The 25,259-nt window shown below is 45.3% G+C and carries 18 protein-coding genes; 11 read left to right on the top strand and 7 right to left on the bottom strand.

Translation table 11 applies throughout. The features are described from left to right. Positions 1–866: 866 nt before the first annotated feature. Both HMPREF0240_RS17440 and trmB read right to left on the bottom strand, forming a co-directional pair. On the bottom strand, positions 867–1,178 hold the full coding sequence (locus tag HMPREF0240_RS17440; protein WP_035313963.1) for a thioredoxin family protein: 312 nt from the start codon (positions 1,176–1,178) through the stop codon (positions 867–869). A gap of 293 nt (positions 1,179–1,471) precedes the next feature. Then, entirely contained in the window at positions 1,472–2,122 is a 651-nt protein-coding gene (gene trmB, locus HMPREF0240_RS17435; RefSeq protein WP_009004738.1) for a tRNA (guanosine(46)-N7)-methyltransferase TrmB, read from the bottom strand. A gap of 383 nt (positions 2,123–2,505) precedes the next feature. Here trmB and HMPREF0240_RS17430 point away from each other — a divergent pair, with 383 nt between their 5' ends. From HMPREF0240_RS17430 to HMPREF0240_RS17390, 9 genes are all read left to right on the top strand, one after another. Further along, entirely contained in the window at positions 2,506–2,817 is a 312-nt protein-coding gene (locus HMPREF0240_RS17430; protein WP_009004737.1) for a hypothetical protein, read from the top strand. 3 nt (positions 2,818–2,820) lie between these two features. Then, entirely contained in the window at positions 2,821–3,867 is a 1,047-nt protein-coding gene (locus HMPREF0240_RS17425; RefSeq protein ID WP_009004736.1) for a V-type ATPase subunit, read from the top strand. After that, entirely contained in the window at positions 3,864–5,810 is a 1,947-nt protein-coding gene (locus HMPREF0240_RS17420) for a V-type ATPase 116kDa subunit family protein (RefSeq protein WP_009004735.1), read from the top strand. Before HMPREF0240_RS17425 ends, HMPREF0240_RS17420 begins: the two co-directional genes overlap by 4 nt. 14 nt (positions 5,811–5,824) lie before the next feature. Beyond that, positions 5,825–6,256, top strand: a complete 432-nt coding sequence (locus tag HMPREF0240_RS17415; RefSeq protein ID WP_009004734.1) for an ATP synthase subunit C — start codon at positions 5,825–5,827, stop codon at positions 6,254–6,256. A 1-nt stretch (position 6,257) separates the two neighbouring features. Then, a complete protein-coding gene (locus HMPREF0240_RS17410) occupies positions 6,258–6,566 on the top strand; it encodes a V-type ATP synthase subunit F (protein WP_009004733.1) in 309 nt (102 codons plus the stop codon). Between the two features lie 47 nt (positions 6,567–6,613). Further along, on the top strand, positions 6,614–7,201 hold the full coding sequence (locus HMPREF0240_RS17405; protein WP_035313961.1) for a V-type ATP synthase subunit E: 588 nt from the start codon (positions 6,614–6,616) through the stop codon (positions 7,199–7,201). Then, positions 7,194–8,960 (top strand): V-type ATP synthase subunit A, encoded by a 1,767-nt coding sequence (locus HMPREF0240_RS17400; protein WP_009004731.1) that lies wholly within the window; start codon positions 7,194–7,196, stop codon positions 8,958–8,960. Before HMPREF0240_RS17405 ends, HMPREF0240_RS17400 begins: the two co-directional genes overlap by 8 nt. A 17-nt stretch (positions 8,961–8,977) precedes the next feature. Further along, positions 8,978–10,345, top strand: a complete 1,368-nt coding sequence (locus tag HMPREF0240_RS17395) for a V-type ATP synthase subunit B (RefSeq protein WP_009004730.1) — start codon at positions 8,978–8,980, stop codon at positions 10,343–10,345. 90 nt (positions 10,346–10,435) lie between these two features. Next, positions 10,436–11,062: a V-type ATP synthase subunit D gene (locus HMPREF0240_RS17390; RefSeq protein ID WP_009004729.1), complete on the top strand. Its 627-nt coding sequence runs from the start codon at positions 10,436–10,438 to the stop codon at positions 11,060–11,062. Between the two features lie 35 nt (positions 11,063–11,097). Here the strand turns inward: HMPREF0240_RS17390 and HMPREF0240_RS17385 are convergent, their stop codons facing one another. The 5 genes from HMPREF0240_RS17385 to HMPREF0240_RS17365 all read right to left on the bottom strand — a co-directional run bounded on the left by HMPREF0240_RS17385 (position 11,098) and on the right by HMPREF0240_RS17365 (position 20,970). Beyond that, positions 11,098–12,024 (bottom strand): AraC family transcriptional regulator, encoded by a 927-nt coding sequence (locus tag HMPREF0240_RS17385; RefSeq protein WP_009004728.1) that lies wholly within the window; start codon positions 12,022–12,024, stop codon positions 11,098–11,100. Positions 12,025–12,151: 127 nt separating this feature from the next. Next, on the bottom strand, positions 12,152–14,077 hold the full coding sequence (gene glgB / locus HMPREF0240_RS17380) for a 1,4-alpha-glucan branching protein GlgB (protein WP_009004727.1): 1,926 nt from the start codon (positions 14,075–14,077) through the stop codon (positions 12,152–12,154). Between the two features lie 126 nt (positions 14,078–14,203). Further along, positions 14,204–17,863, bottom strand: coding sequence for a hypothetical protein (locus tag HMPREF0240_RS17375; protein ID WP_242833356.1), 3,660 nt, complete (start codon positions 17,861–17,863; stop codon positions 14,204–14,206). Between the two features lie 1,024 nt (positions 17,864–18,887). Further along, a complete protein-coding gene (locus HMPREF0240_RS17370) occupies positions 18,888–20,240 on the bottom strand; it encodes a HAMP domain-containing sensor histidine kinase (RefSeq protein ID WP_050794565.1) in 1,353 nt (450 codons plus the stop codon). Next, a complete protein-coding gene (locus tag HMPREF0240_RS17365; RefSeq protein ID WP_009004724.1) occupies positions 20,233–20,970 on the bottom strand; it encodes a response regulator transcription factor in 738 nt (245 codons plus the stop codon). The genes HMPREF0240_RS17370 and HMPREF0240_RS17365 overlap by 8 nt, the downstream gene beginning before the upstream one ends. A gap of 287 nt (positions 20,971–21,257) precedes the next feature. On the opposite strand from HMPREF0240_RS17365, the gene HMPREF0240_RS24075 reads away from it, so the two are divergent. Then, entirely contained in the window at positions 21,258–24,269 is a 3,012-nt protein-coding gene (locus HMPREF0240_RS24075) for a YfhO family protein (RefSeq protein ID WP_083806306.1), read from the top strand. After that, a complete protein-coding gene (locus HMPREF0240_RS17350) occupies positions 24,262–25,197 on the top strand; it encodes a glycosyltransferase family 2 protein (RefSeq protein WP_009004722.1) in 936 nt (311 codons plus the stop codon). The genes HMPREF0240_RS24075 and HMPREF0240_RS17350 overlap by 8 nt, the downstream gene beginning before the upstream one ends. The last annotated feature ends 62 nt before the right edge of the window (positions 25,198–25,259 follow it).

Here is a 25,259-nt window from a genome sequence, read left to right as displayed (position 1 = left end):
CACCGCCATCCCCGGCTTTCCAACAAAACAAACATTAAGGCTAAGCTTTACACGGCAAACAGCCTTAATTATCCCCCAGACCCGGCCTTACATAATATAGCGCCTATATAGGGGTGGCATTTACTCTGGCAAAAAAACAGGTAAATCTCACTTCCGGCATAGTGCACCTATTTTTAAGGCTTTTCATGGTGGATTACTATTATTTTACACGAAATTCACATAAAAAACAGTCCTATTTCACATTTTTCACGAAATAGGACTGACCAGACTGCATTTACTTTGATAAAGTTGCATTAACCCTGAAATTCAACCAATTTTTTCAAATTTTTTTTCAAAAATTTATTTTAACGGAGGCACTTATTATGACACTTGTATCAATGTCTTAAATGCCAAAAATACACCTGCAAACAAATGCGCACCCTGGGGATTCATGATCTGGAATTATAATTCAGCCGGAACAATTGCCGATACAGCATTAACAGCATCCGCAGCTCCCGCCCGGATGCACCCAGCCTGTCCGGAATGCGGGACGCATGTCCGAAGCGGGAGCCCTACGGCAGCCCGGGAAACTTTCGTGCCCCTTTCCGGGGGCATAGAGAGCGCCGCTGGACTCACTTGGTAAAAACCGCATCGTATGGGGAGGCTAAAATCTGCTTCCGAAGCAGATTTTAAGACGGCCTGAGCCGCGCAATTCATCAGAATTGCACGTTGAATGCCGTCGATGCCTCCCCATACGATGCGGTTTTTGCCTAGTGAGTCCCGGCAAACGGAAAGCCCCCGGAAAGGGGCACGAAAGTTTCCCGGGCTGCCGCAGGGCTCCCGCTTCGGACATGCGTCCCACGTTCCGGACAGGCGTCCCTCCGCCCCTACACCCTCATCATATCAACCAGTACTTTTTTTGCCAGCACCCCGCTTGCCGCCGACACCGGCTTTCCTCCCTTAAATACAACAAATGTCGGGACAATCTCAACCTCAAATTCTGCCGCCAGGACCTCGCTTTCATCAATCTCAATCTGACAAACTTTGACCCTGCCGTTATATTCTCTGGCGATCTCGTCCACAACATCTTCCATCATGGCGCACTTCCCGCACCAGACAGCAAAAAACTCAACCAATACAGGCGTTTCTGACTTCAGAACCTCCTGTTGGTAATTTTTCGCAGTCACTCTGATTTTCATAGACAACACCTACATTCCTTCGCAATTTATTTACCACGGCATTTACCGCCGTTATTCAATATTTCACACACCTCGTCAAGTGAACGCTTCAGACACATCAGCTTGCGGTTCAAATCGGGTCTGCAGTACATCTTGCCACAAACAAAATTCTTCCATCCTCTTCCTCGCATAATACTCCTGACGGCCTACTTAAGGCCTGCATCTCCTCACAGTTATAATATGTAAGATCCGCCGAAATGTGAAAGAGGACGTAACTTTTCCTCTAAGTTGCGTCCTCCTGTGATTCCATTACTTTATTTTCTCCTAGCTATCATCTTGTTGATCGGGTTCCCCTTGGCGGAAAACTTTTCCTCATACTCTGTCATTACATTTCCTTTGCTCATCAGTTCATGATGATGCAGATCATATGTATAATGCTCCAGGGTCCACGATGATTCCCTTACCTGTTCCAGCGAAAAGTTAAACAGCTCGGTATTATCTGTCTTAAACTCCAGTACCCCTCCATGGATAAGAATCTGTTCGTAACGATCAAGATATTCCCGTGATGTCAGCCTTCTCTTCTCATGTCGTGCTTTCGGCCATGGGTCCGAAAAGTTCAGGTAAATCTTCTGCACTTCATTCTGCGCAAAAACGTCTGCCACATCGCGGGCATCCATGCAAACAAAACGAACGTTTTTCAACATATTAAACTCTTCCGTATCGAACTTTTCCACGGCCCTCAGCAGCACGCTGGTATACCTCTCAATGCCGACAAAATTAATGTCCGGATTCAGGGACGCCATCTTTAGCAGAAACCGGCCCTTACCCATACCGATTTCAATATGGATAGGATTCGTATTGCCAAATACCTGACGCCAGCAGCCTTTCTGTGCTTCCGGACGTTTAATCACTGCCGGATGGTTCTGAATTGTTCCATCCGCGCGCGGTATGTTCCTTAGTCTCATAATATATAGCTCCTTTTTCTTTGCTTCTTTTTCCGTTACTTCACCTAAATCATGTTTTTTATTTTCGTTTATGGTAAGTATAATACAGTACAGCCAAAAATCAATCCTCTTACTGCTAAAAATTTATTTTTTTCTATTCCTTATAAAAATTAAAATTTTTCTCTATTATATATAATATCATGCCTGATGGTGCAGGTCAAAGTGCACTTGCATTTACTGCCGAATTTTAAGCTGCATACTCTTAAAATCCGCATAAATCGCCAAAAACCAAGGAAATTTGCATCTTTTTAATCGCCCGAAAACGACATTTGCTTAACTTGATTTTTTTTTTAAAAGGTGTATTATAAATACAACTACTATCAATAAATAACGGGAGGCAAATTATGGACTCTATTGTAAAGAAATTATCCGAAATAGAATCTGCCGCCGCTGCTATCGTAGAACACGCAGAAGCGCACAAAGCAGTCCTTGATGACGAATTCCAGGGAGCGCGCCGCAAGTTTGATAATGAGCTGGAGGCAAAAACGCAGACCAGGATCAAAAAGATACGGGATGAGCTGGAACGCAGCACGACAAAGCTTCTCGACAGCCAGAGCGGAGCAAACACTGATTCCATCGAGGCTCTTCAGAAAGAGTATGAAGAAAAGCATACGATCTACGCCAGGCAGATTTTAAAACGTATCACAGAGGTGTAGCCTATGGGAAATATATTAGTTTACAGCGGTATCGTGACTAAGATCCGCGCTATGGAAGCCAGACTTTTGACACCCGAACAATTTGAAGAGATTGCAAATCTCCACACCGTACCGGAAGTCTATTCCTATCTGAAAGATCATTCCGCCTATGCGGATGTCCTCGATGAGATTGATGAAGACCGGCTTCACCGCGGTGATATTGAGAAAGTCCTGATTCAGTCACTGTACAGGGATTATACTAAGATTTACCGTTTTTCCAGTCTGGAGCAGAGGAAGTTTTTAAAACTGTATCTTAAACGCTATGAGATCGATCTGATTAACTACTGTTTCCGAATTGTGATCAACCATTATGCCGAACCGTTTGATTTGAACTATAAACGGCCATTTTTCGATCGCTATTCACAGATATCCATTGAGAAGCTGATTACCTCAAGAACCACCGATGAGCTTGTGGAGAATCTGAAGAATACGGAGTATTATGAACCTCTTCATAAACTGCGGGATTCGCAGGCTGTAACATTGTTTGACTACGATCTGGCCCTGGACTTATATTATTTTACAACCTTGTGGAAAAACAGAAAAAAAGTATTGCGGAAAAAGGAACTCGCCATCTTTACAAGGGACTGTGGTTCTAAGATAGACCTCCTGAACCTGCAGTGGATATACAGGGCAAAGAAGTATTATAAGATGGCGGCGGCTGATATTTACTCTCTTTTAATTCCAATCCACTACAAGATTTCCGTGGATCTTATTAAGGAACTCGCAGAGGCTGCTGATTTAGAAGAGTTTTATACAGCCGTACGCAAATCTTCGTATACACGCCACTATGATTTCGAACAGAAGCTGACCATCGAGCAGATGTATGCAGACTGTCTTTATCATCTATATACTGTTGACAGAAGACGCAATCCTTATTCTATTGCTGCAGTTAATACGTATTTATTCCTGAAAGAAGAAGAGCTTAGAAAGCTGACTACCGCCATGGAGTGTATCCGTTACAGCCTTTCTCCGGGCGAGACGTTAGCGTACGTTGGAGGTAGAACTCAATGATAGTGAAAATGAAATTTGTCAATATCTCCGGTCCAAGGGATGATATTGACCGTGTAACAGACCTCTATCTTTCCAGATATGAGATTCAGCTGGAATCCGCTCTTTCTGAGCTTAAGACAGTTGATAATCTGAGGCCTTTCGTGGAGCTCAACCCCTACCGGGATGCTCTGAACAAGGCCATACAATTTGCCGGATTTCTTCAGAATGCAGATGAAGTTAAACCAGACGAATCCATGGGCCTGAATGATATGTTTGACATTGTTCGCAGATCAAATATCAGCTATATGGACATGCAGGACCAGAAAGAGAAACTGAAACGAAATATTGAGGATCTTCGGAAAAGACAGCAGATTATTGCCCCCTTCAGGCCTCTGGAATGTGAATTAAATGAAGTCCTTCAGTATAAATATATAGCCTACCGGTTCGGCCGGATTGCCGTAGAGTATTACCACAAGATGGAAAAGTACCTGATGGATGACCTGGGAGCTATTTTCGTGGAAGGCGAACGTGACGAGAGTTATGTGTACGGGGCATACTTCGTATCTCCCGGTGAAGCTCAGAAGGCAGATGCTGTTTTCCGATCCCTGCATTTTGAAAAAATAGATCTGCCCCCGGATTTCCAGGGAACACCCGCTGATGAATACCGTAAGCTGGTCCGCGAGATCTACAATATGGGGCAGAAGATTGAAGAGCTGGACAACAAGGCCGGAGAAATGCTCGCCAAACGGGCGCCTCAGCTGATTGCAGCCAGAAACCGGCTGGAAGAGCTGGCCAATAACTTTGATGTCCGCAAAATGGCCGCCCGCATGGAGGACAAGAAAGAAGATTATTACATCCTGTGCGGCTGGATGGCCGAGGACGATATTGAAATGTTCCTGGATGAAATCAAGGACGATGAGAAGATCTTTGTTGTTGTCGAGGATGACCACGATACTTACTTCGGAGAGCCTCCGACCAAACTGGAGAATCCGAAGATATTCAAGCCTTTTGAGATGTTTGTTCAGATGTACGGCCTTCCATCTCATAATGAGATGGACCCAACCGTATTTGTGGGGCTGACCTACTCCTTTATATTCGGCGTCATGTTCGGAGATGTGGGACAGGGGCTTCTGCTTTTAATCGGAGGCGGTCTGATCTACCACTTCAAGAAGGCACCACTGGCCGGCATTATAGCAACGGCAGGAATCTTCTCTGCCATTTTCGGATTCATGTTTGGCAGTATCTTTGGATTTGAAGATGTCATCCCCCCATTGTGGCTGAGGCCCATTGACCATATGACTACGCTTCCTTTCATCGGAAAGCTGAATACCGTCTTTATCGTTGCCGTTGCTTTTGGTATGGGAGTCATCCTGGTGGCCATGATCCTGCACATCATTAATGCTGTGCGGTCGCACGATCTGGAGAATATATGGTTTGACTCAAATGGAGCCGCCGGATTTGTATTTTATCTCTCCGTGGTGGTCACAGTCGTGTTATTCATGACAGGACATAAGACTCCGGGCGGAATCATTCTGGCCGTAATGTTCGGTATTCCGCTGTTGTTAATATTATTTAAGGAACCCATCACAAGAAAGATCCAAAAACGAGCGGATACCATGGAGGCAAACGCCGGGATGTTCCTTGTCCAGGGATTTTTCGAATTGTTTGAGACTTTGCTCAGCTATTTTTCCAATACGCTGTCCTTTGTCCGTATCGGAGCTTTCGCCGTAAGCCATGCTGCTATTATGGAAGTTGTCCTGCTCCTGTCGGGCGCGGAAAGCGGCTCACCCAACTGGGTAGTAATCGTTCTGGGCAATTTATTCGTATGCGGTTTTGAGGGGCTGATCGTGGGTATCCAGGTATTGCGTCTGGAATACTACGAGATGTTCAGCCGTTTTTATAAAGGAAGCGGAAGAGCTTTTGATCCATATACTAAAAAATCCAAAAATACCAAGAAGAAGTAGGGAGGACCTTAATTATGACTTTAGCAACAAAAATCGTTTTTATCGCAGCTTTAATTTTAAGTATTATCATTCCATTTGGCTATTATTTAATTGGACAGAAGAACAAGAAGCGTTATAAAAGGACGATTGGGGTAAATGCATTCTTTTTCTTTGGCGCATTTGCAATCGCATCCATTATGATGCTGGGCGGAGAAGTCCATGCAGCTGAGGCAACGAATGCTGCCAATTTTACCGCAATAGGACTTGGCTATCTCGCAGCCGCACTGGTTACCGGTTTATCCTGTATCGGCGGAGGTATTGCCGTGGCAAGCGCTGCCAGTGCAGCCCTCGGAGCGATCAGCGAAGATTCCAGCGTACTTGGTAAGTCCCTGATTTTCGTAGGTCTTGCAGAAGGTGTTTGTCTTTATGGATTAATCATCTCCTTCATGATCCTGGGTAAACTGTAATATGAAGATGTATTTAATCAGTGATAATGTCGATACCTATACAGGAATGCGTCTTGCAGGTGTGGACGGCGTTGTTGTCCACGAGCGCACAGAGCTTCACGAAGCGCTCCAGAAGGTTCTGCAGGACAAGACAGTGGGCATTGTTCTGCTGACGGAAAAGTTTGGAAGAGAATTCCCTGACATAATCGACGAATTCCGCCTTGAAAGAAAGATGCCGCTGCTGATCGAGATTCCTGACAGACACGGAACCGGCCGTAAAAAAGACTTTATCACATCCTATATCACTGAGGCCATAGGTCTGAAGCTGTAGACCAGTATTGAAACAAATGGATATTAAAAAAAGAAGGAGGTACCCTCTTGACTCTGGAAGAAAAATTTGCACACCTGCAGTCTACCTCCATGGAGGAAGCAAGGGCTGAGGGCAATGCTATCATAGACACTTACCGTGAGGCGCTGGAAAAAGTTTTAGAAGATCACAAAGAAGAGGCGCTCCGCCAGTCCGAGACCCGTATCAAGGCTGAAACAGTCAGCGCCAAACAGCAGCTGAACCAGGCCATGGCCAAATCACAGCTGGAATTGAAGCGTATGCAGGGTAAGGTCCAGCAGGATTTAAAAGATAAAATCTTTGCAGAGACCGTTGCGTTAGTTCATGATTTTATGAAAACAGAAACGTACGAAGACTATCTTATAAAATGCATCCGCAAGGCAATCAATTTTGCTGACGGAGAAGCAATGGTCATATATATCAACCCCTCTGATGAGAACCGCCGTTCCGATCTGGAGGACGCTTTAAGTACTAGGCTTACGATCAGCGCCGAAGATTTTATCGGCGGTATGCGTGCGGTCATCAGAAGCCGTAATATTCTGATCGACAATTCATTTAAGACAGCACTTCGGAATGAATATGATAAGTTTGTCTTTTTAGGAGGTGACGGCATTGCTTAATACTGGAGCTATATACGGAATCAACGGTCCCGTCATTTATCTGAAGGGCAATACGGGTTTCCGCATGTCGGAGATGGTATACGTAGGTAAGGAAAAGCTGGTCGGTGAGGTAATCGCCCTGGATAAGGACCTGACGACAGTACAGGTTTACGAGGAGACAACCGGGCTTTGTCCCGGAGAAGAGGTTGTCGCAAGCGGCAGCGCCGTTTCCGTCACGCTGGCTCCCGGCATCCTGAATAATATCTTTGACGGCATTGAACGTCCCCTCGAGAAGATCGCCGAGAACGGCGGCGCGTTTATTACCCGTGGTGTCAGCGTAGATTCGCTGGACCGCACAAAAAAATGGCCCGCACATATTGTTGTCTCAAAAGGTGATTATCTCCATGCCGGGGACATTATAGCGGAAGTACCTGAAACCCATGCTATTACACATAAGTGCATGGTTCCTCCCAATATGGAGGGTACCGTAACGGACACCGCAGAAGACGGGGAATATACAATCGACGAAACGCTGATTACTCTGGAACTTGCTGACGGAACGCGCAAAAAACTGACCATGACGCAGCACTGGCCGATCCGCGTGGCCCGCCCTACTCATCACCGTTTTCCCGCATCCACACCGCTGATTACAGGCCAGCGTATTATCGATACCATGTTTCCTATCGCAAAGGGCGGTACAGCTGCCGTTCCCGGCGGATTCGGAACCGGTAAGACTATGACGCAGCATCAGATAGCAAAGTGGTCAGATGCCGATATTATCATCTACATCGGCTGCGGCGAGCGCGGCAATGAGATGACCCAGGTTCTGGAAGAGTTCGGACAATTGACCGACCCCAGAACCGGCAATCCGCTGATGGACAGAACCACGCTGATCGCCAATACATCCAACATGCCTGTGGCTGCCCGTGAAGCCAGTATTTATACAGGCCTCACACTGGCCGAATATTACCGGGATATGGGATATGATGTGGCAATTATGGCAGACTCCACTTCCCGCTGGGCTGAAGCCCTCAGAGAGCTCTCAGGACGTCTGGAAGAGATGCCCGCAGAGGAAGGATTCCCCGCCTATCTTGCATCCAGGCTTTCCGCTTTCTATGAGCGTGCCGGCATGATGCACAATTTAAACGGAACCGATGGTTCTGTAACGATTATCGGTGCGGTTTCTCCCCAGGGCGGCGACTTTTCCGAACCGGTAACACAGAATACCAAGCGGTTTGTCCGCTGTTTCTGGGGATTGGATAAAAGTCTTGCCTACGCCAGACATTTCCCGGCCATCCACTGGCTGACCAGCTACAGCGAGTATCTCGGGGATCTTGCGCCCTGGTATCAGGATCATGTCTCCCCCAAGTTTGTAGATTACCGTAACCGCCTCATGGCACTCCTGAATCAGGAGAGCAGCCTGCTGGAAATCGTAAAGCTGATCGGAAGCGATGTGCTGCCCGATGATCAGAAGCTGGTTCTGGAGATCGCCCGTGTCATCCGCCTTGGGTTCCTGCAGCAGAATGCATTCCACAAGGATGATACCTGCGTATCTATGGAGAAGCAATTTTTGATGATGGACATTATTTTATATCTTTATAAACAATCCCGTGCACTCGTAACTATGGGGCACCCGATGTCCGTACTGAAATCAGAGAACATTTTCGATAAAATCATCTCGATCAAATATGATGTGCCTAACGACAGGCTGGAAATGTTTGCCCAATACAGACGTGACATCGATGCTTTCTATCAGCGTGTACTGGAAAAGAATGCTTAAAGGGGGAAAACAATCTCATGTCAATAGAATATTTGGGACTCAGCAGTATTAACGGCCCTCTGATAGCACTGGAGGGCATCCAGGATGCCTTTTTCGATGAAATCGTAGAATTCGTCGTGGACGGCACAGAACGCAAAATTGGACGTATCGTAGAGATTTATGAGGACAAAGCTGTCATACAGGTATTCGAAGGTTCCGAAAATATGTCCCTGAAGAATACCCATACCCGCCTTACCGGCCATCCGATGGAAATCGCTCTGTCCCCGGATATGCTGGGACGTACCTTCAACGGGATCGGGCAGCCTATCGATGATCTGGGTCCGATTACATCCACATTAAAGAGAGATGTAAACGGACTCCCGCTGAACCCTGTCATGCGGGAATATCCGCGAAACTACATCCACACAGGAATCTCCGCCATCGACGGGCTGACCACTCTGATCCGGGGACAGAAGCTTCCGATATTTTCAGGAAACGGACTTCCCCACGACCAGCTGGCGGCTCAGATTGTGAAGCAGGCTTCCCTGGGCGAGAATTCCGAGGAACAATTTGCCATTGTATTTGCCGCCATGGGCGTCAAGCATGACGTTGCCGACTTCTTCAGGCGTACCTTTGAAGAAAGCGGTGTTGCAGACCACGTAGCCATGTTCCTGAACCTGGCAAACGACCCGGTCGTAGAACGTCTGATCACGCCAAAAGTAGCGCTCACCGTAGCAGAATACCTGGCCTTCGAGCAAAACATGCATATCCTGGTTATCCTGACCGATATGACCTCTTTTGCCGAAGCCATGCGTGAAGTCTCCTCCTCCAAAGGAGAGATTCCCAGCCGTAAAGGCTTTCCCGGATACCTCTACAGCGAACTTGCCACCATCTATGAGCGGGCCGGCATCGTGCAGGGTGTGAACGGTTCTGTAACCCAGCTGCCGATCCTGACCATGCCCAACGATGACATCACCCATCCGATCCCCGACCTGACCGGATATATCACGGAGGGCCAGATCGTACTGGAGAGAGAGCTGCACGGACAGTCCATCTACCCGCCGATCAACATTCTGCCGTCCCTGTCCCGTCTGATGAAAGACGGCATCGGAGAGGGCTACACAAGAGAAGACCACCAGGACCTTGCAAACCAGCTCTTCTCCGCCTACGCCAAGGTAGGAGACGCCCGAAACCTGGCTTCCGTCATTGGTGAGGATGAACTTTCCCCCATTGATAAAAAATATCTGGAATTCGGAAAAGCATTTGAAGAAAGATACATCGGCCAGGGGCAGAACGAAAACCGCAGCATGGAAGAGACTCTCAACCTGGGCTGGGAACTGCTCGGACTGCTGCCGAGAGAAGAACTCGACCGCGTCGATACCAAGATACTCGACAAATATTATTAGGGGTCAGACCCCTTTGCCAAAGGGGTCTGACCCCAATGAGCACCGTATTCAGAATATTCTGACTAATCAAACGTAAAAAGGAGGAGTTTCATGGATCCGCGTACCTTCCCAACAAAAGGAAACCTTATGCTGGCAAAGAATTCTCTTGCCCTGGCAAAGCAGGGTTATGACCTGATGGATAAAAAAAGGAATATCCTCATTCGGGAACTGATGGATTTGATCAATGAGGCCCGCGATATACAGGATGAGATCGACACCACGTTTACCTACGCGTACCAGTGCCTGCAGCGAGCTAATATTGAGCACGGGATCAATATGGTCGCTCAGCTTGCTTACACCGTGCCCATTGAGAACTCCATTACAATACAGACCCGCAGTATTATGGGCACTGAGATTCCCCATGTTAAGTATACCCCAGGAAATAGTGCCCCCACGTATTCCTTCAGCACAACCCGGGAATCCATCGACCTGGCAACGGAAGCATTCCGCAAGGTAAAAGACCTGACCGTAAAGCTTTCTATGGTTGAAAATGCAGCCTACCGCCTAGCCTCTAATATAAAGAAGACTCAGAAGCGTGCAAATGCCCTGCAGAATATTACGATTCCGATGTATTCGCAACTTGTTTATAATATCACCAATGCACTGGAGGAGAAGGACCGCGAGGAATTCACGCGCCTGAAGGTTATAAAGCGAATGAAACAGAGAAAAGGAGCCTGACGTCGGTCAGCGCTCCTTTTTTTGTCTTAATACTTTTAAAACTCCCATCCTCTCTTTGCACTTATTTGGTATTTTTCCACTCTTCCTAATGCTGTATTAATCTGTTTTTTCCATTGATAAGGACTTATCCCGACAATCTTCTTAAAGTTCCGGTTAAAAGTAGAAATCGTTTGATAGCCTACCCGGGAAGCCACTGTCTCCATATGACAGTCATCTTTTTTCATGTAATCACATGCCGCCTGCACACGTATAAAATTAATATACTCTACAGGTGTCATATTCATATCCGCCTGAAAAAGCCTGCGAAAATGTGTTTCACTCAAATGACTGCATTCTGCAAGACCGCAAATCGAGATATCCTCCCGATAGTGATCATGAATGTATTCCAGTGCACACGCAATCCTGCTTATGTTCTCCAAATCCATTGGCGGTGCATCTTCCCCCTTAATCCGTAATACCTGCAGCATAATATTAACGAGTGCACATCGTATAGAATCTTTCGCATAATTCCCTCCCTGACTGATCAACTCAAAAATCATCAATACCAAATTTCCCACATGAGGCGTCTCTATCGCAGAAAAAATAAATGCGCTCTTATTAATGCCTGTCCTTATTTTTTCCCCTTTATATATGTTTCCACTGAAAGTCTCCAGTATAAGTTCTTCTGCGTCAAAATACAGGAACTCCCAATGACTGCGTATATCACTGTTCGTAGTATGCGGAAAGTTCTGAGGAATAAAAGTAAATGATCCGTCTTCGTAATCATAACAGTTTTTATTTAATACCACCTGTCCTTTTCCGTGGCGGCAGTACCCAATCTCAACCATATTATGAAAGTGAAGACCGCCGTTTCCTTTCCCGTAGTCACGGTTCCAGCCTTCCCCCATCAATGCAAAAACCGGCTCCTTCCCCGGCTTTTCATAAAATCGAAATTCAGCATATTCTTTTTTATTCTTCCCCATAATAAAATCCCTCCGAACGCCTTAAAACACCTGCCATTACATATAAAGAGGTACCGCACAATAACTGCAATCAGATATTTTGCGGCACCAAGATAAAACTTTATAAATTCAATTTTACTTAAATCCCTTAGAATTCAAATACAGCAACTCCATATCCCGGCAGAGAATATGCAAAAGAGTATTTTCTGCCATCACAGTCCTGCTTCTCAGCCTTGTAAATCAGAGGTCTCTCCTCACCGCTTCCGCCGTACTGCTCATCATCACCGTTCAATACAAGTTTATACTGCTTCCGCCTCGGCACTCCAACCCTGTAATCCGGCCTGTCAACCGGCGTAAAATTGCACACAAACAGCAGATTCTTCTTATTATCCTTTGAATGCCTTACAAAACTGAAAATACTGCGGAATGTATCATCCTTATTGATCCATTCGAACCCTTCCGGATCTGTATCCAGTTCATAAAGCGCTTTATTCTTTCTATACAAATGAAGCAGATCCCGGTAGAATCGCTGTATCTGCTGATGCGGTTCCTCCGCCAGCAAAAACCAGTCCAGTTCCCGTTCCTCGCTCCACTCTCTGAGCTGCGCAAAATCCTGCCCCATAAAGAGCAGCTTCTTCCCCGGATGACCGATCATAAAGGCATAGGCCGCCTTCAGGTTCGCAAACTTGTCAAACCCTTCTCCCGGCATCTTATTGACCATGGAGCACTTCAGATGCACCACCTCATCATGGGAAAGTACAAGAATATAATTCTCACTGTAAGCATATTCCATAGAGAATGCCATCTGATAATGTGCGTTCTTTCTAAACAGCGGATCCAGCTTCATATACTCTGTAAAGTCATGCATCCATCCCATATTCCACTTCAGGCTGAAGCCCAGCCCGTCATCCTCGGGAGCACCTGTTACCTTCGGCCATGCAGTGGATTCCTCTGCGATCATCATTGCACCATGATTCCTGCCCAGCACGACGGAATTCAAATGTCTAAAAAACGCAATCGCCTCCAGATTCTGATTGCCTCCAAACTTATTCGCAATCCACTGACCGTCCTGCTTGCCGTAATCCAGATACAGCATGGATGCCACAGCGTCCACTCTCAATCCATCCACATGATAATGCTCAATCCAGAACAGTGCATTGGCAATCAGGAAATTCTGAACCTCCAGCTTCCCATAATCGAAGATTTTCGTACCCCAGTCCGGATGCTCTCCCTTTTTTGGATCTGCGTATTCAAAAACCGGCGTGCCATCAAAATCAGCCAGCCCATGCGCATCTTTTGGAAAATGTGCGGGTACCCAGTCCAGGATAACACCGATCTTATTCCTGTGGAGATAGTTGATCATATATGCAAAATCTTCCGGTGTACCGTACCTGCAGGTAGGTGCATAGTATCCCGTCACCTGATATCCCCATGAACCGTCAAAAGGATGTTCTGCCATCCCCATCAGTTCCACATGAGTATATCCCATCTCTTTGACATACTTCACAATTGCCCTGGCAAAATCTCTGTAGGTATAAAACCCTTCATCTTCCCTGCCCGGGTGTCTCATCCAGGATCCCAGGTGCACCTCGTATATTGCCAGAGGATTCTCCTTACTGCTCCATTCCTTCCTGGCTTCCATCCATTCCCCGTCTGTCCATGACAAATGTGAAATATCGGTAATCCTGGAAGCTGTTCCGGGGCGCAGCTCTGCATAATTTGCAAATGGATCTGCCTTGAAAAGCCGTTTTCCCTGCATCGTTTCTATACAGAACTTATATAAATCCCCGTCCTGAACCCCTGGAATAAAACAGGTATATATACCCTCAGGATCCTGACGTTCCATATAATTCTCTTCGAAATCCCATTCGTTGAAGTCTCCCACAACAGACACGCGCCTTGCATTGGGAGCCCATACTGCAAAGTAAACTCCGTCTTTTCCCCTTACTGTCACCTTGTGGGCACCAAGCTTCTTATAGATCTCATAATGTGTCCCCTGGCCGAACAGATACTGGTCCAGTTCCCCAATTTCATAAGGCTTTACTTTCTTTTGTACGGTTTTTTTATTTCCCATAAGCCCACCTCACTGCTCGTATTTTATATGTACAATTATACTTGATATGTCCTGAAAAAGAAAGGGAAATCCGCCTCATGGCATAAAATAGACAGACTCCGCAGAATCTGTCTATTACATCACATTTTAAATATTAAAGTCCTTTTCCGAAAGGATAATTCTGTCCGCATCATCCGTATTTTTTCCAAATACACGTTTTACCAATTTCTTTGCTGATGCCTTCTGAGAATGCTCCATAGCCTCATCCATGACTTCCTTCACTTCCGCAACTGTCACGGCATGGTCCTCTCTCTGAAGCGCGTCAATCCTGCTGTAGAGTGCAAGAATTCCCATCTCATCGATGCGGTATCCATTTTCCTGAGCATATGTCTGGCCGAATGTTACAAGTTCATCATTAATGAAAATCGGTACTTCCAGACGGCTCGTAAACTTCCTGCGGAATTCCCTGTTGGAGGAAAGCAGTCTGTCCAGAGGCTTCCTCTGCTCTTCAAGAACAACCATCATCTCGCCTGTATCTCTTTCCATCGCCTTATTCAGCCTTGCCACGGTCTTTTCATTCAGCTTTCCAGCCTTCTCGATAATCAGAGCGCCGCCGTATAATTTATCAAAAATATCGCTGATCTTTTTCTTATTCAGAGAGTCGCCCGTTACAATTGCGACCTTTCCCTGCCTGATATTCCTCTGCTTCTGGATTGCTTTGACAACATCCACAGCCAGAACAGTCTTACCATTTCCTTTATTACCAATGATAAGGAGGTTGCCGGTTTTGGAAGTGCCGTTCCGGTTCGTGCAGTTATTGTCCTGCTCAAGTACATCCACAAGCTGCTCACTCATACCGCGTACCGGCACAAAGTATGAGAATAACTTTTTCTGCTCATCTGTAAGCCCGGCCCGTGTCCCGATACCGCTCTGTGTCTCCAGATCGTATCTGCCATGGACAACAAATCCCGTGTCTGACATGGAAAGCGCATCTGAGATCTCGTTCAGCGGAAGAGGTGCTGTCTTACCTGTTGCAATCAGCTTTGCCGTTTCCTTACGGCTCAACGGAGTTGTAGCCGACATGATATCTATATCATCATCTTCATCCGGGATCTCTCTATCGTCAAATTCTTCCACTTGTTCCGGGTTCGGTCGGAACTCTTCCTCGAAACCAGCTGCTATATCTTCTATATCCTCGGCAGGCTCCTCGGTATCATATTCAGCAAGTTCCTCTTCCTCATACTCATCGTAGTAATCCTGGTCATATTCCTCTTCATATGATTCTTCCTCGATCTCATCGTAGTCTTCCTCATACGCTTCGCCATCATCATACTCATCTTCCAGATATGTTTCTTCTTCGTATTCCTCTTCACCATATCCGTCATCATAGAATTCTTCGTCAGCTTCTTCATATTCTGCCGTAAATTCTTCCTCAGCTTCCGGTTGAGACTCTTTTATATCATCATACTCTTCATCATAAGATTCTTCTGCATCGCCGTACTCCTCGTCATAAGAATCCTCATACTCGTCTGCATAATCATCTTCATATACTTCTTCGTCTGACGCTTGAGCATATTCGTCTACTTCCTCCGGAAGGTCATCAATGAAGCCTTCCAAATCTTCTTCAATACCATCGTCTGAAGCATCAAGGAACTCCGCGATATCATCAATTCTGAGCTGCTGCGTTATTGCCCCCATATTTTCACGAGGTTCTTCATCCCTTCTGGCAGGTGTCCTCACAGTTTTGGGTTCCTCAGGCAGCACTCCTTCAATCTCGTCAATCAATCTCTGAATATCCGGCGGCAGTATCGGCTCCGCACTCTTTTTCTTTTCTTCCATCTTGTCCTCTTCTGCCGGTTCATCCTGCTCGTCATGCCCTAATCCCATTAAAATGTCTTCAATGCTGAGCTGACCTTGTATCTGGTCGTCATCCACCGGCTTTTTATTCTCCTGCTTTATATTATCTGCTGCGGCTGCATCTTCTATTCTCTCTGGTACCTCTTCGAAAGGTTCCTCCTGCAGCTCTTCTTTACTGTCTGCCAACTCTTCTTCCTCTGGCAGTTCCTCTTCTGATTCTGCTAGAGGTTCTTCCACAAACGTCTCCTCTTCGGAATCCACTATCTGTTCTGCCCCGTTATCTTCCAGCAGTTCTTCCACGTACAATAACTCTTTTGAATCTTCTGTCACTTCTTCCTCGTACAGTTCTTCTGCGGAATCTTCTGCCGGTTCTTCCTCTGGCAGTTCTTCTTCGATATCTTCCAGGGATTCTTCCCCGTACAATTCCTCTTCAGTGTCTTCTGCCGGTTCTTCCTCTGACAGTTCTTCTTCGATATCTTCCAGGGATTCTTCCTCGTACAGTTCCTCTTCAGTGTCTTCTGCTGTTTCTTCCTCCTCTTCTTCCAGCGGCTCCTCGTCCCACAATTCTTCCTCTGTTGCTTCAAGTACTTCATTGAGAAGTTCGCCGTCAATACCTTCTGTCTCTATTGCAGATTCTGAAAATTCCTCTTCCATATCTTCCGGGAGTTCCTCAGAAAATACCTCACCGATAATCTCTTCCACTTCCTCCAGCGATTCACCTTCCAGAAGTTCTGTCTCTTCCACAGTCACCTCTTCTGCAGGTTCTTCCGCTGTTTCCGGGGACAGTTCTTCATCCGGGATCTCATCCTCAAGAGGTTCAGCTTTCAACTCTTCCAAATCTTTATCAAATTGAATTTCTCTTTTTTTCTTTCCTGCATATTCATTTACAAGTTCCAGATCTATCACGGATTCGATTTCTTCTATTGCTGCTTCCAGCTCAGGGATCTCTTCTTCGTTAAGTTCATCCTCTTCCGTCTCTGGTTCTATTTTTTCATCTTTATTTTTGGGCCGCAAAAGACTCTGCAGGGCATCCTCCAGCTTCATCCTGCTGCCGATTCCTTTTTGCTCCAGTTTTTGTACGGTCTCATCTACTGGCAAGTCATCCGGCTCGCTATCAGCCTCCGGAGTCTCCTTCGCTTCTTCTGCCAAAGGCTCCTCTTTCAATGGAGTCTCTTCATCTGAATCTTCTTTAGCAGCGGCTTCTGACTGATCCGTATCTGTTTCTTCCGGTGAATAATCATCCCCAGAATCATCACCGTCCAGCTCTTCTGCAGCAGCAGCTTTTCTAGCCTGATATTCTGTCAAATCCGGAAGCTCTTCCGTCTCTGATTCAATCTTCTCATACCTGTGGTCATACTTTTCCTGCTGTGAAGGTGTCAGCTGTTTATACTGCATCTTAAGTTCCATCGCTTTAAATACGAACTTTCCTTCACTGAACCAGAGGATCAAATCGTCACACTCCTCCAGACACTCGGCAGTCATACCGGCTTCCTGATATAATCTTGCCAGTTCATATGCCCATTCTTCAATGTATTCTGCCTTCTTAAACTCCTCCAGCGCTTCAATCTGCTGTTCAACCGGAGCTCTCCTGGCCCTTAATATCTTATATCGCAAAATATGCTGGTTTGGATCCTTAGGAGCAACCTGCATAAAATCGTCATAATAGTCGATGGCTTCATCAACATTTCCTGTTTTAAGTGCAAGAGCGCATAAACGATAGATAACCTTCCTGCTGCCTTCCGCACGATGATAAGCAATATTCAGAACCTCGTAACTCTTCTGATAGTCCCCGTTTCTCTCATATATGTCACTGACATTTGTCAGCATAGTGGCATTTCTGACTCTCTTCCAATCGATGGTATCCGCAATCTCGGCCGCTTTATTATATGCACCGCTTTCCATAAGTTCAAGCATCTGTTCTGTCTTTAACTTATATTCGTACTTGTCCACTGCACTCACCTCGTTAATATAATATTATTTATATCTTTTATCCGGCATACGCCCGTTTATACGCACATGTGCAGATAATTCTGTCCTTAGTTTACCATAAGCACTTCCCAATGTCAAAAAAATGCATCCTCAATTGACATTGAAGATGCATTTTAACACTTATTTAATTTTCTCATTCTATATATTTTATAAATCGGAGGAATCTTTTGATTTTCGTTCCTGTAAGACCTTTACCGCTTTGTTTATTGATGCTTCAATCTGTTCACTAAGACTTGCTTACTAAACCTCCTGTCCTTCAATATACAAATCGATTATATAACTAGAATCCAATCGCTCTCGCTCCTGGTACCGATTCATAATAGTAAAGTATAACCTTAGGTTATTCATCCTATAGCCTTTCAGTTCCCGCAGTATTGTATAACAATATTCCAGCAGCCTATTAAGCTATTTCTTCTATAACTATGTACACTTTTTATGAAATGATATCCTGTTAATGTTTCTTTACACATATCAGGAACTCTGTTATACGTGGTATCTATATTCAATACGTTTGCAAATGTTAAATCTTTGATTTTAATCCAGTTTCCGAACTCTCCGATTAAATCCTTTTCATTCTTCTTTTGTACTGGATTCCTTTATCTTATATCAGTAAAGGTCTCTTCTTCACAGGAACTTCCATTTGCCGTACCACTAACATATTGAACTATAAATGACGATACATTGTCCATTGGACCTTTGCCTCCTTGATCAAATATTTTAATCTAATTGAACATTTTTATTATGTTCGTTCAGATGATTTCCTTTGAGATATCTTTTTCTTTTTTATTTATCTCGTTTGGATTAGTTAGATAATATCATACAAGCTTTCATTTGTCAACGCACTTTATTCTTTTTTAATAAATAAATATATAATTGTCCAAATTACACATATTTATCAGATTATTTCGAAAGTCAGAATTTTTTGGTGGTTGGTATGGGGCCACTGTGTGGAATTGGAACAGGCCCCTCCTCATCCCCTCGCTTCCTAAATCTTAACTTGTACGGTGTAGATCCCCCCTTCATTAAGTACATACAGTTCTCCCCCATGGCGTTCCACCATTTTTCCTACGCTTTTGAGTCCGATCCGGTTGCTGTCGGTCTCATTTACTTCTTTTTTAACTGTATTTATCAGAGTTATTTTCATCTGCTGTTTTTCTGTTTTGAAGGTCAGACTGACAGGGATTTTCTTGTCTCCGTATTTTAATATATTGGAAAACAGGTTGTTGAATATTCTCTTGAGCATTGTTGCATCGCCGATGACCGTTCCCCGGCTTTCTTCCATTGTCACTTCCGCCTCAAATCCGGCAAGCTTAAGGAAGTCCAGGTTTTCCTGCAGGATTTCCAGGACGGCCTGTACTGGTACCTTCTCCATGTTAACTTCCTCTGTTTCTTCAAATACAAGCGCATACTCGAACATTTTATCTGTCATCTCTTTGATGTCACTTGTTTTCTGAAGACATCTGGAAAGATACTCCTCTTCCATTGACTCCGGTATCTTTTTCAGCTGCAGTACTTCCAGATATCCGTTGAGAATCGTCAGCGGTGTCCTCAGATCATGGGATATGGCCGTGATGAGGTCCTGATTGGCCTTCCGGCTTTCTTCCTCCTGCCGGATGTTCTCATCCAGCGCAGTACGGAGCTTGTCCAGCTCTTCAGCCAGAATGCCGATTTCATCCTCCCCGCAGTCTGGTACCGGATGCTTTAAATCGCCTGAGGCCATCTGCAGCACCTCATCCTTCAGGCAGAGAACCTGTTTCATTCTTCGGTTGATAAACAGCAGATTTATTGCCAGGAATACACCGACACTGATCAGCACACTGATTAAAAGGTATGGATAAACCATTTTCATGGCATGATAGGAGTAAATCATCACACTGTATGTTCCATTACGGAATTCTATTGCGACCTCATCGTAGTTTTCAATTTCTCCTGATGAGACCTTGTATCCTGCATCCAATAGGCTGCCGTATACTACCCGTTCCGTAATCTCAGGATATGCACCGGCCCTGTATAGGCCTTTTCCTCCGATTTCATAAATATATATTCCGGTATATTCATCCTTGGGAGCAAAAAATGACTTGATTTCTGCCTGTTCTTCCTTATTTTCTTCCCGTTCCGGGACATCATAATATTTTGCATTCACTTCGAGCTCTTCAATCAGTGCCTGTTCATCCCAGGTGATCGAAGGGAATCTGCACAGAAATTTCCATACATTGCCCATGTTTGACCAGACAAACCAAAAAAGAAAAAGACTTACGATCGCAGAAGCCAGCATAAGTATAGAAAGCTTCGTGCGTATTTTCCAGCTTTTTACTGCGGACTTCATTTTCTTAATCACAGCGGTACCCCTTTCCCCATATGGTTTTAATGAGTACTGGATTCTTTGCATCTTTTTCAATCTTTTTACGCAGATTTCTAATATGGACCATAATCGTATTGTTGGCTCCGTAATAGTAAGGTTCGTCCCAGACCGCTTCATACAGTCTTTCCGCCGAAAATATCTGGTGCCGGTATTTTATAAGCAGATGGAGCATGGCATATTCTGTGTCCGTAAGTTCTATCTGCCGGCCTTCTGCATACACCGCCTCCTGCTCTTCATCTATCTCCAGATCATGGAAATGCAGGCGCTGCTTTTCCTGGGTATTACCGGTGCAGATCACTTGTTCCGACACCGTCTCACTGTTCTCTTTCCCTTTATAAATCTGATACCGCCTGATAAGAGCTTTGGCACGGCTGACAAGCTCATTGTAGGAAAATGGTTTTACCAGATAATCGTCCCCGCCGCTGGAAAATCCCAGCGTTTTATCGCTTTCCTGCCCCTTTGCGCTTAAGAATAAAATGGGTGCATTGCTCTGCTTCCGGATTTCCAGACAGGTCTGGTATCCGTTCATCCCCGGCATCATGATGTCCAGGATGATCAGGTCAAACATTCCCTGTTCCAGCATTTCCAGAGCCTCCATACCATTCCTTGCTTCTTCGATGTCATACCCTTCACCCTGAAGTAATATACGGATAATCTCACGGATTTCCGGATTGTCATCTACTATTATAATTCTGGCTGTTTCCATGTTTCTCATCCCCCTTGTTTCCAGTTCCATTATACATGATTTCAGAAAAAATATAGTTACTCTTAAGAATTCTTCAGATTCACTTTGGGAATTCTTTAAGAAACGGGTTGTATAATTCACAGATGTAAACAATAAAACTGTTAAATTACATCCCCGCGGCAAACTGCGGGGCATCGAATTCACACTACAGCGGAATATGAGGCTTTTATACTGTGTGCTGCCGCCGGATTTCCATCCAGGCATGCCCGCCTGCCCTGTTATTTCTGCACGTATAAAAAGGAGAGAGTATGACGCACAAAAAGTATTTCTACCCCGCACTGCTGGCCGGGCTCTTCATTATTCTGGTACTTTTGACCATACCGGGGGGATATTTCTATGGTTCTTATACGGACTGGCTGAGCCAGCATGTCCGGCTGGCTGAGACAATCCGCAATGCCTGTCTCGAACAGAAGACCCTGGTTCCGGCTTTTCTGCCGCTGGGAGGAGGCAGCAACGGCTATCAGTTTTCTTATTATGGCTACCTGCGGCCGGATATCCTTATTGGATGCCTGTTCCCGGCTGTCCCTATGGTATATTTACTGATCGGATACATGCTGACAGGATATTTCTGTTCCGTTATGCTCTGCTATTACTGGCTTGGGGAACACACTCAGGATAAGGTATCAGCCTTCCTCGGCAGCCTGTTTTTCCTGACGGCGGCTTGTTTTTTTCAGACGCACCGGCAGATTATGTTTGTAAATTATATGCCGTTTTTGTTGCTTGCGCTTATATGCGTTAAGAAAAAGCGCTTCCAGTTTCTTCCTCTTTGCATGCTTATGATTTACCTCAATAGCTTTTACTACTCCATTGCCTGCCTGGCAGTGATTGGCTGGTACTGGCTCAGGCAGGAAGGGAAGGGGTTCTGGAAGCATGGATTTCTTCAATATCTGAAAACTGCATTTCTTTCCATTGGCATGGCTGCGCTTCTTCTTGTTCCAACCGCGCTGGTCATTCTGGAGCACCGCCGTTCTTCAGACAAACTAAACCTTTTGGAGATACTGGGGGCCAATGCGGATATGCACTACCTTCTGTACAGTCCGTATGGAATGGGACTGACTGCCATATGCCTTTATCTGCTGCTCCTTGGGCTCTGCCATAAAAAATACCGGATGGACAGTGCCATGCTGCTCTTTGTTTCTTTCTGCGGCGCTGCTGCATGGATACTCAACGGGACTTTATATGCCCGGGCAAAGATTTTGATTCCATTTGTTCCGCTTGTTGTCCTTCAATGTGCGAAACTATTAAATGAACTGCGACAGAAAAACCTTGACTGGAAGCTCTGGCCCTGTTTCATTGCAGCCGTATTTTTGTACTTTTTCCGTACTAAAAGTACATTTCCATGGATGGCTGCCGATCTTGGGATTCTGATATTTGTTGTTCTGATTCATAAGGTTAGATGTAAAGAAACCTTACTGCAGGCCAGATATACCGTCAGCCGGATACTGCTGTGCATTATGCCCTGTATCCTGTTTTATCAGACGATGCAGAGGGAACAATTTGTGAGAAAAGAAGATGTTTTCACAAAAGACCTGGCTCTGGACAGTAATCTGTTAAAAAACGGATCTCCGCTCTACCGCTGTGATAACCTGACTAACATACTGAATACAGGTAATCTCGTGTTAGATGGTAATGAACAGAAAAGTGCCATGTATTCTTCTATTTCTAATGAAGAATACTCAAGTTTTTACTATGATACGCTGCTGTCCCCCGTTCAGATTAATAACCGGCTGGCGATTCTGCCCTCTTCCAACCCGTTTTTGCTGAATTTTCTGGAGGTGCGTTATATCGAAACAACCCAGGGCAATGTTCCTGCCGGATACCAGACCGTTAAAACAGCTGAGACAGAGGATGAAAGCACAAACGATGGCAGAAATAACGACACCCGGCATGTACTGGCTGAAAACAGGAGTGTTCTGCCTGTTGCCTATACGACCAGCTCCTGCATGAGTGAATCACAGTTTGAGAAGCTGGGAGCATATGATCGGCTTGATGCTATAACGAGATTTACGATTATACCGGAAGGAGACACTGTCAGTGACCCGGATGCTGTTAATGATAAATCTGAAGCAGGAAACAGCACTTCCGATCCCTTGGCAGCTTCTGTGGGCAATACCCGTGGGGAACACTCCGTCAATAATTCCACTGATACGGAATCTAAAATGAAGAATTATGCACCTGCATTTGAAGATCTTCAACTGCCGGACACTGTTCAGGCCGAAAAGATGGATGAAGGATGGCTGCTGAATGTTAAGAAGGATACCAATATTACACTAAATCTGAACCAGAGCTTGAAGGATCAGATTCTGCTTCTGGATTTTGAAGTTGAGAATCTGGGGAAACACGCAGTTGTTATTGATATTAATCAGATGAGAAATAAACTGTCCGGTCCGAGCGCCCCTTACCCCAATGGAAACAATACTTTTCATTATCAGTTTTCCAGTTCTTCTCAAAACGGGATCGATGCTCTTGATATTACATTTTCCAAGGGGAAATATCTTTTAAAGAATATCAACTGGCATACCTATGACATGCAGAATCTTTTTGAAAAGCAATATACATCGGTAGAAAATCAGACGACTGAAACCGGTGAAATATTATCCTGCCAGGCCACTCTTGATGAGGACGGTTATTTTGTAACCTCGATTCCGGTACAAAATGGTATGGAAATATGGGTTGATGGGAAAAATGTTCCTATCCTCACCCTGAACCAGGCCTTCGCCGGAGTTCAGCTGACGAAAGGCGCTCATGATATCAGAATCCGCTTCCATGCACCGGGACAGATGGCCGGGTTTATAATTACTATTATCAGCTTCCTGATGTATCTTCTTTATGCTCTGCGGGTTCCAGTACTGTTTCTTCTGCGTATGCTGAAATTGAAGAAAGAACTTGTACTCTACTGCCTGAGTGGAGGTGCAACAACATTTGTAAACTATTTAATTTACTTTATACTTTTAAAAACACATGTGGAATATCTTGCTGCCAATACATTAGCATGGGCAGGAGCCGTTGTCACAGCCTATCTGCTCAACCGCAGGCTGGTATTTCACTCACGTAAACATATCCTGCAGGAGTTCTGTTCCTTTGTTTTTCTCAGATTTCTGACCTTGCTGGCGGAAAATATCCTTCTGTGGATTGCGGTAGATTCTCTTGGCATACTGCCTCTGCCCTCAAAAATTATGGTAAGTGTAATAACCGTGTTATCTAATTATGTACTTTGCAAATATAAGATTTTCCATAAGGAGGAAGTAAAACATGGATAAAATCAGCATTATCGTGCCCTGCTACAATGAAGAACAGGTACTTACCATGTTCTATCAGGAGACCGGGAAGGCAGTCGGGGAAATCGAGACTGCAGAATGTGAGTTTATTTTTATTGATGACGGAAGCCGGGATCATACACCGGAAATACTGCAAAGTCTGGTGTACCGGGACAAGCGCTGTAAATACCTGTCATTCTCCCGGAATTTCGGCAAGGAAGCCGCAATGTATGCCGGGCTGCAGTATGCTTCCGGAGATTACTGTGTATTTATGGACGCGGATCTCCAGCACCCTCCTTCACTATTAAAGGAAATGTACAGTGTCCTCAAGAATGAGGGTTATGACTGCTGTGCCGGTTTCCGGGAAGACCGCCAGGGTGAAGGGAGGGTCAGAAGCTTTCTTTCCCGCGGATTTTATAAGATCATCAATAGGATCTGTGATATAAACATAAGTGACGGCGCCGGGGATTTCCGCATGATGAATCGGGCAATGGCAGACTCTATACTGGAATTCAAGGAATATAACAGATACATGAAGGGGATTTTTTCTTTCATCGGATTTGACACAAAGTGGATCCCGTTCCGTAATGTGGAGCGTGCCGCTGGGAACAGCAAGTGGGGCTTCAAAAGCCTGTTCAAGTATGCTCTGGATGGAATCTTCTCTTTCTCAACCGCCCCGGTAACATTGGCAGGTACAACTGGCAGCCTTCTGCTGGCGGCCGCACTGATTCTGGGTATTGTAACGGCTGTACGTACATTTATCTTAGGCTACGCAGCCAGTGGAATCATGCTTGTGGTGCTGCTCATACTGGGACTAAATGGGATACAGCTGTTGTTTATATCCATATTGGGGCAGTATATCTCAAAAGATTACATGGAAACAAAAAAGCGTCCTCTTTATATCGTTAAGAGGGAAGAAGGGTTTCGATAGTTCAAAGGGGTCAGACCCCTTTGCCGGAGGGGACAGTCCCCTCTGCAAAAGGGTCTGACCCC

The organism is Clostridium sp. D5 (assembly GCF_000190355.1).
In the GTDB taxonomy this organism is placed as follows: domain Bacteria; phylum Bacillota; class Clostridia; order Lachnospirales; family Lachnospiraceae; genus Faecalicatena; species Faecalicatena fissicatena_A.
The sequence above is the reverse complement of the archived record's forward strand: the minus strand, read 5'-3'. Positions and strand labels throughout refer to the sequence as shown.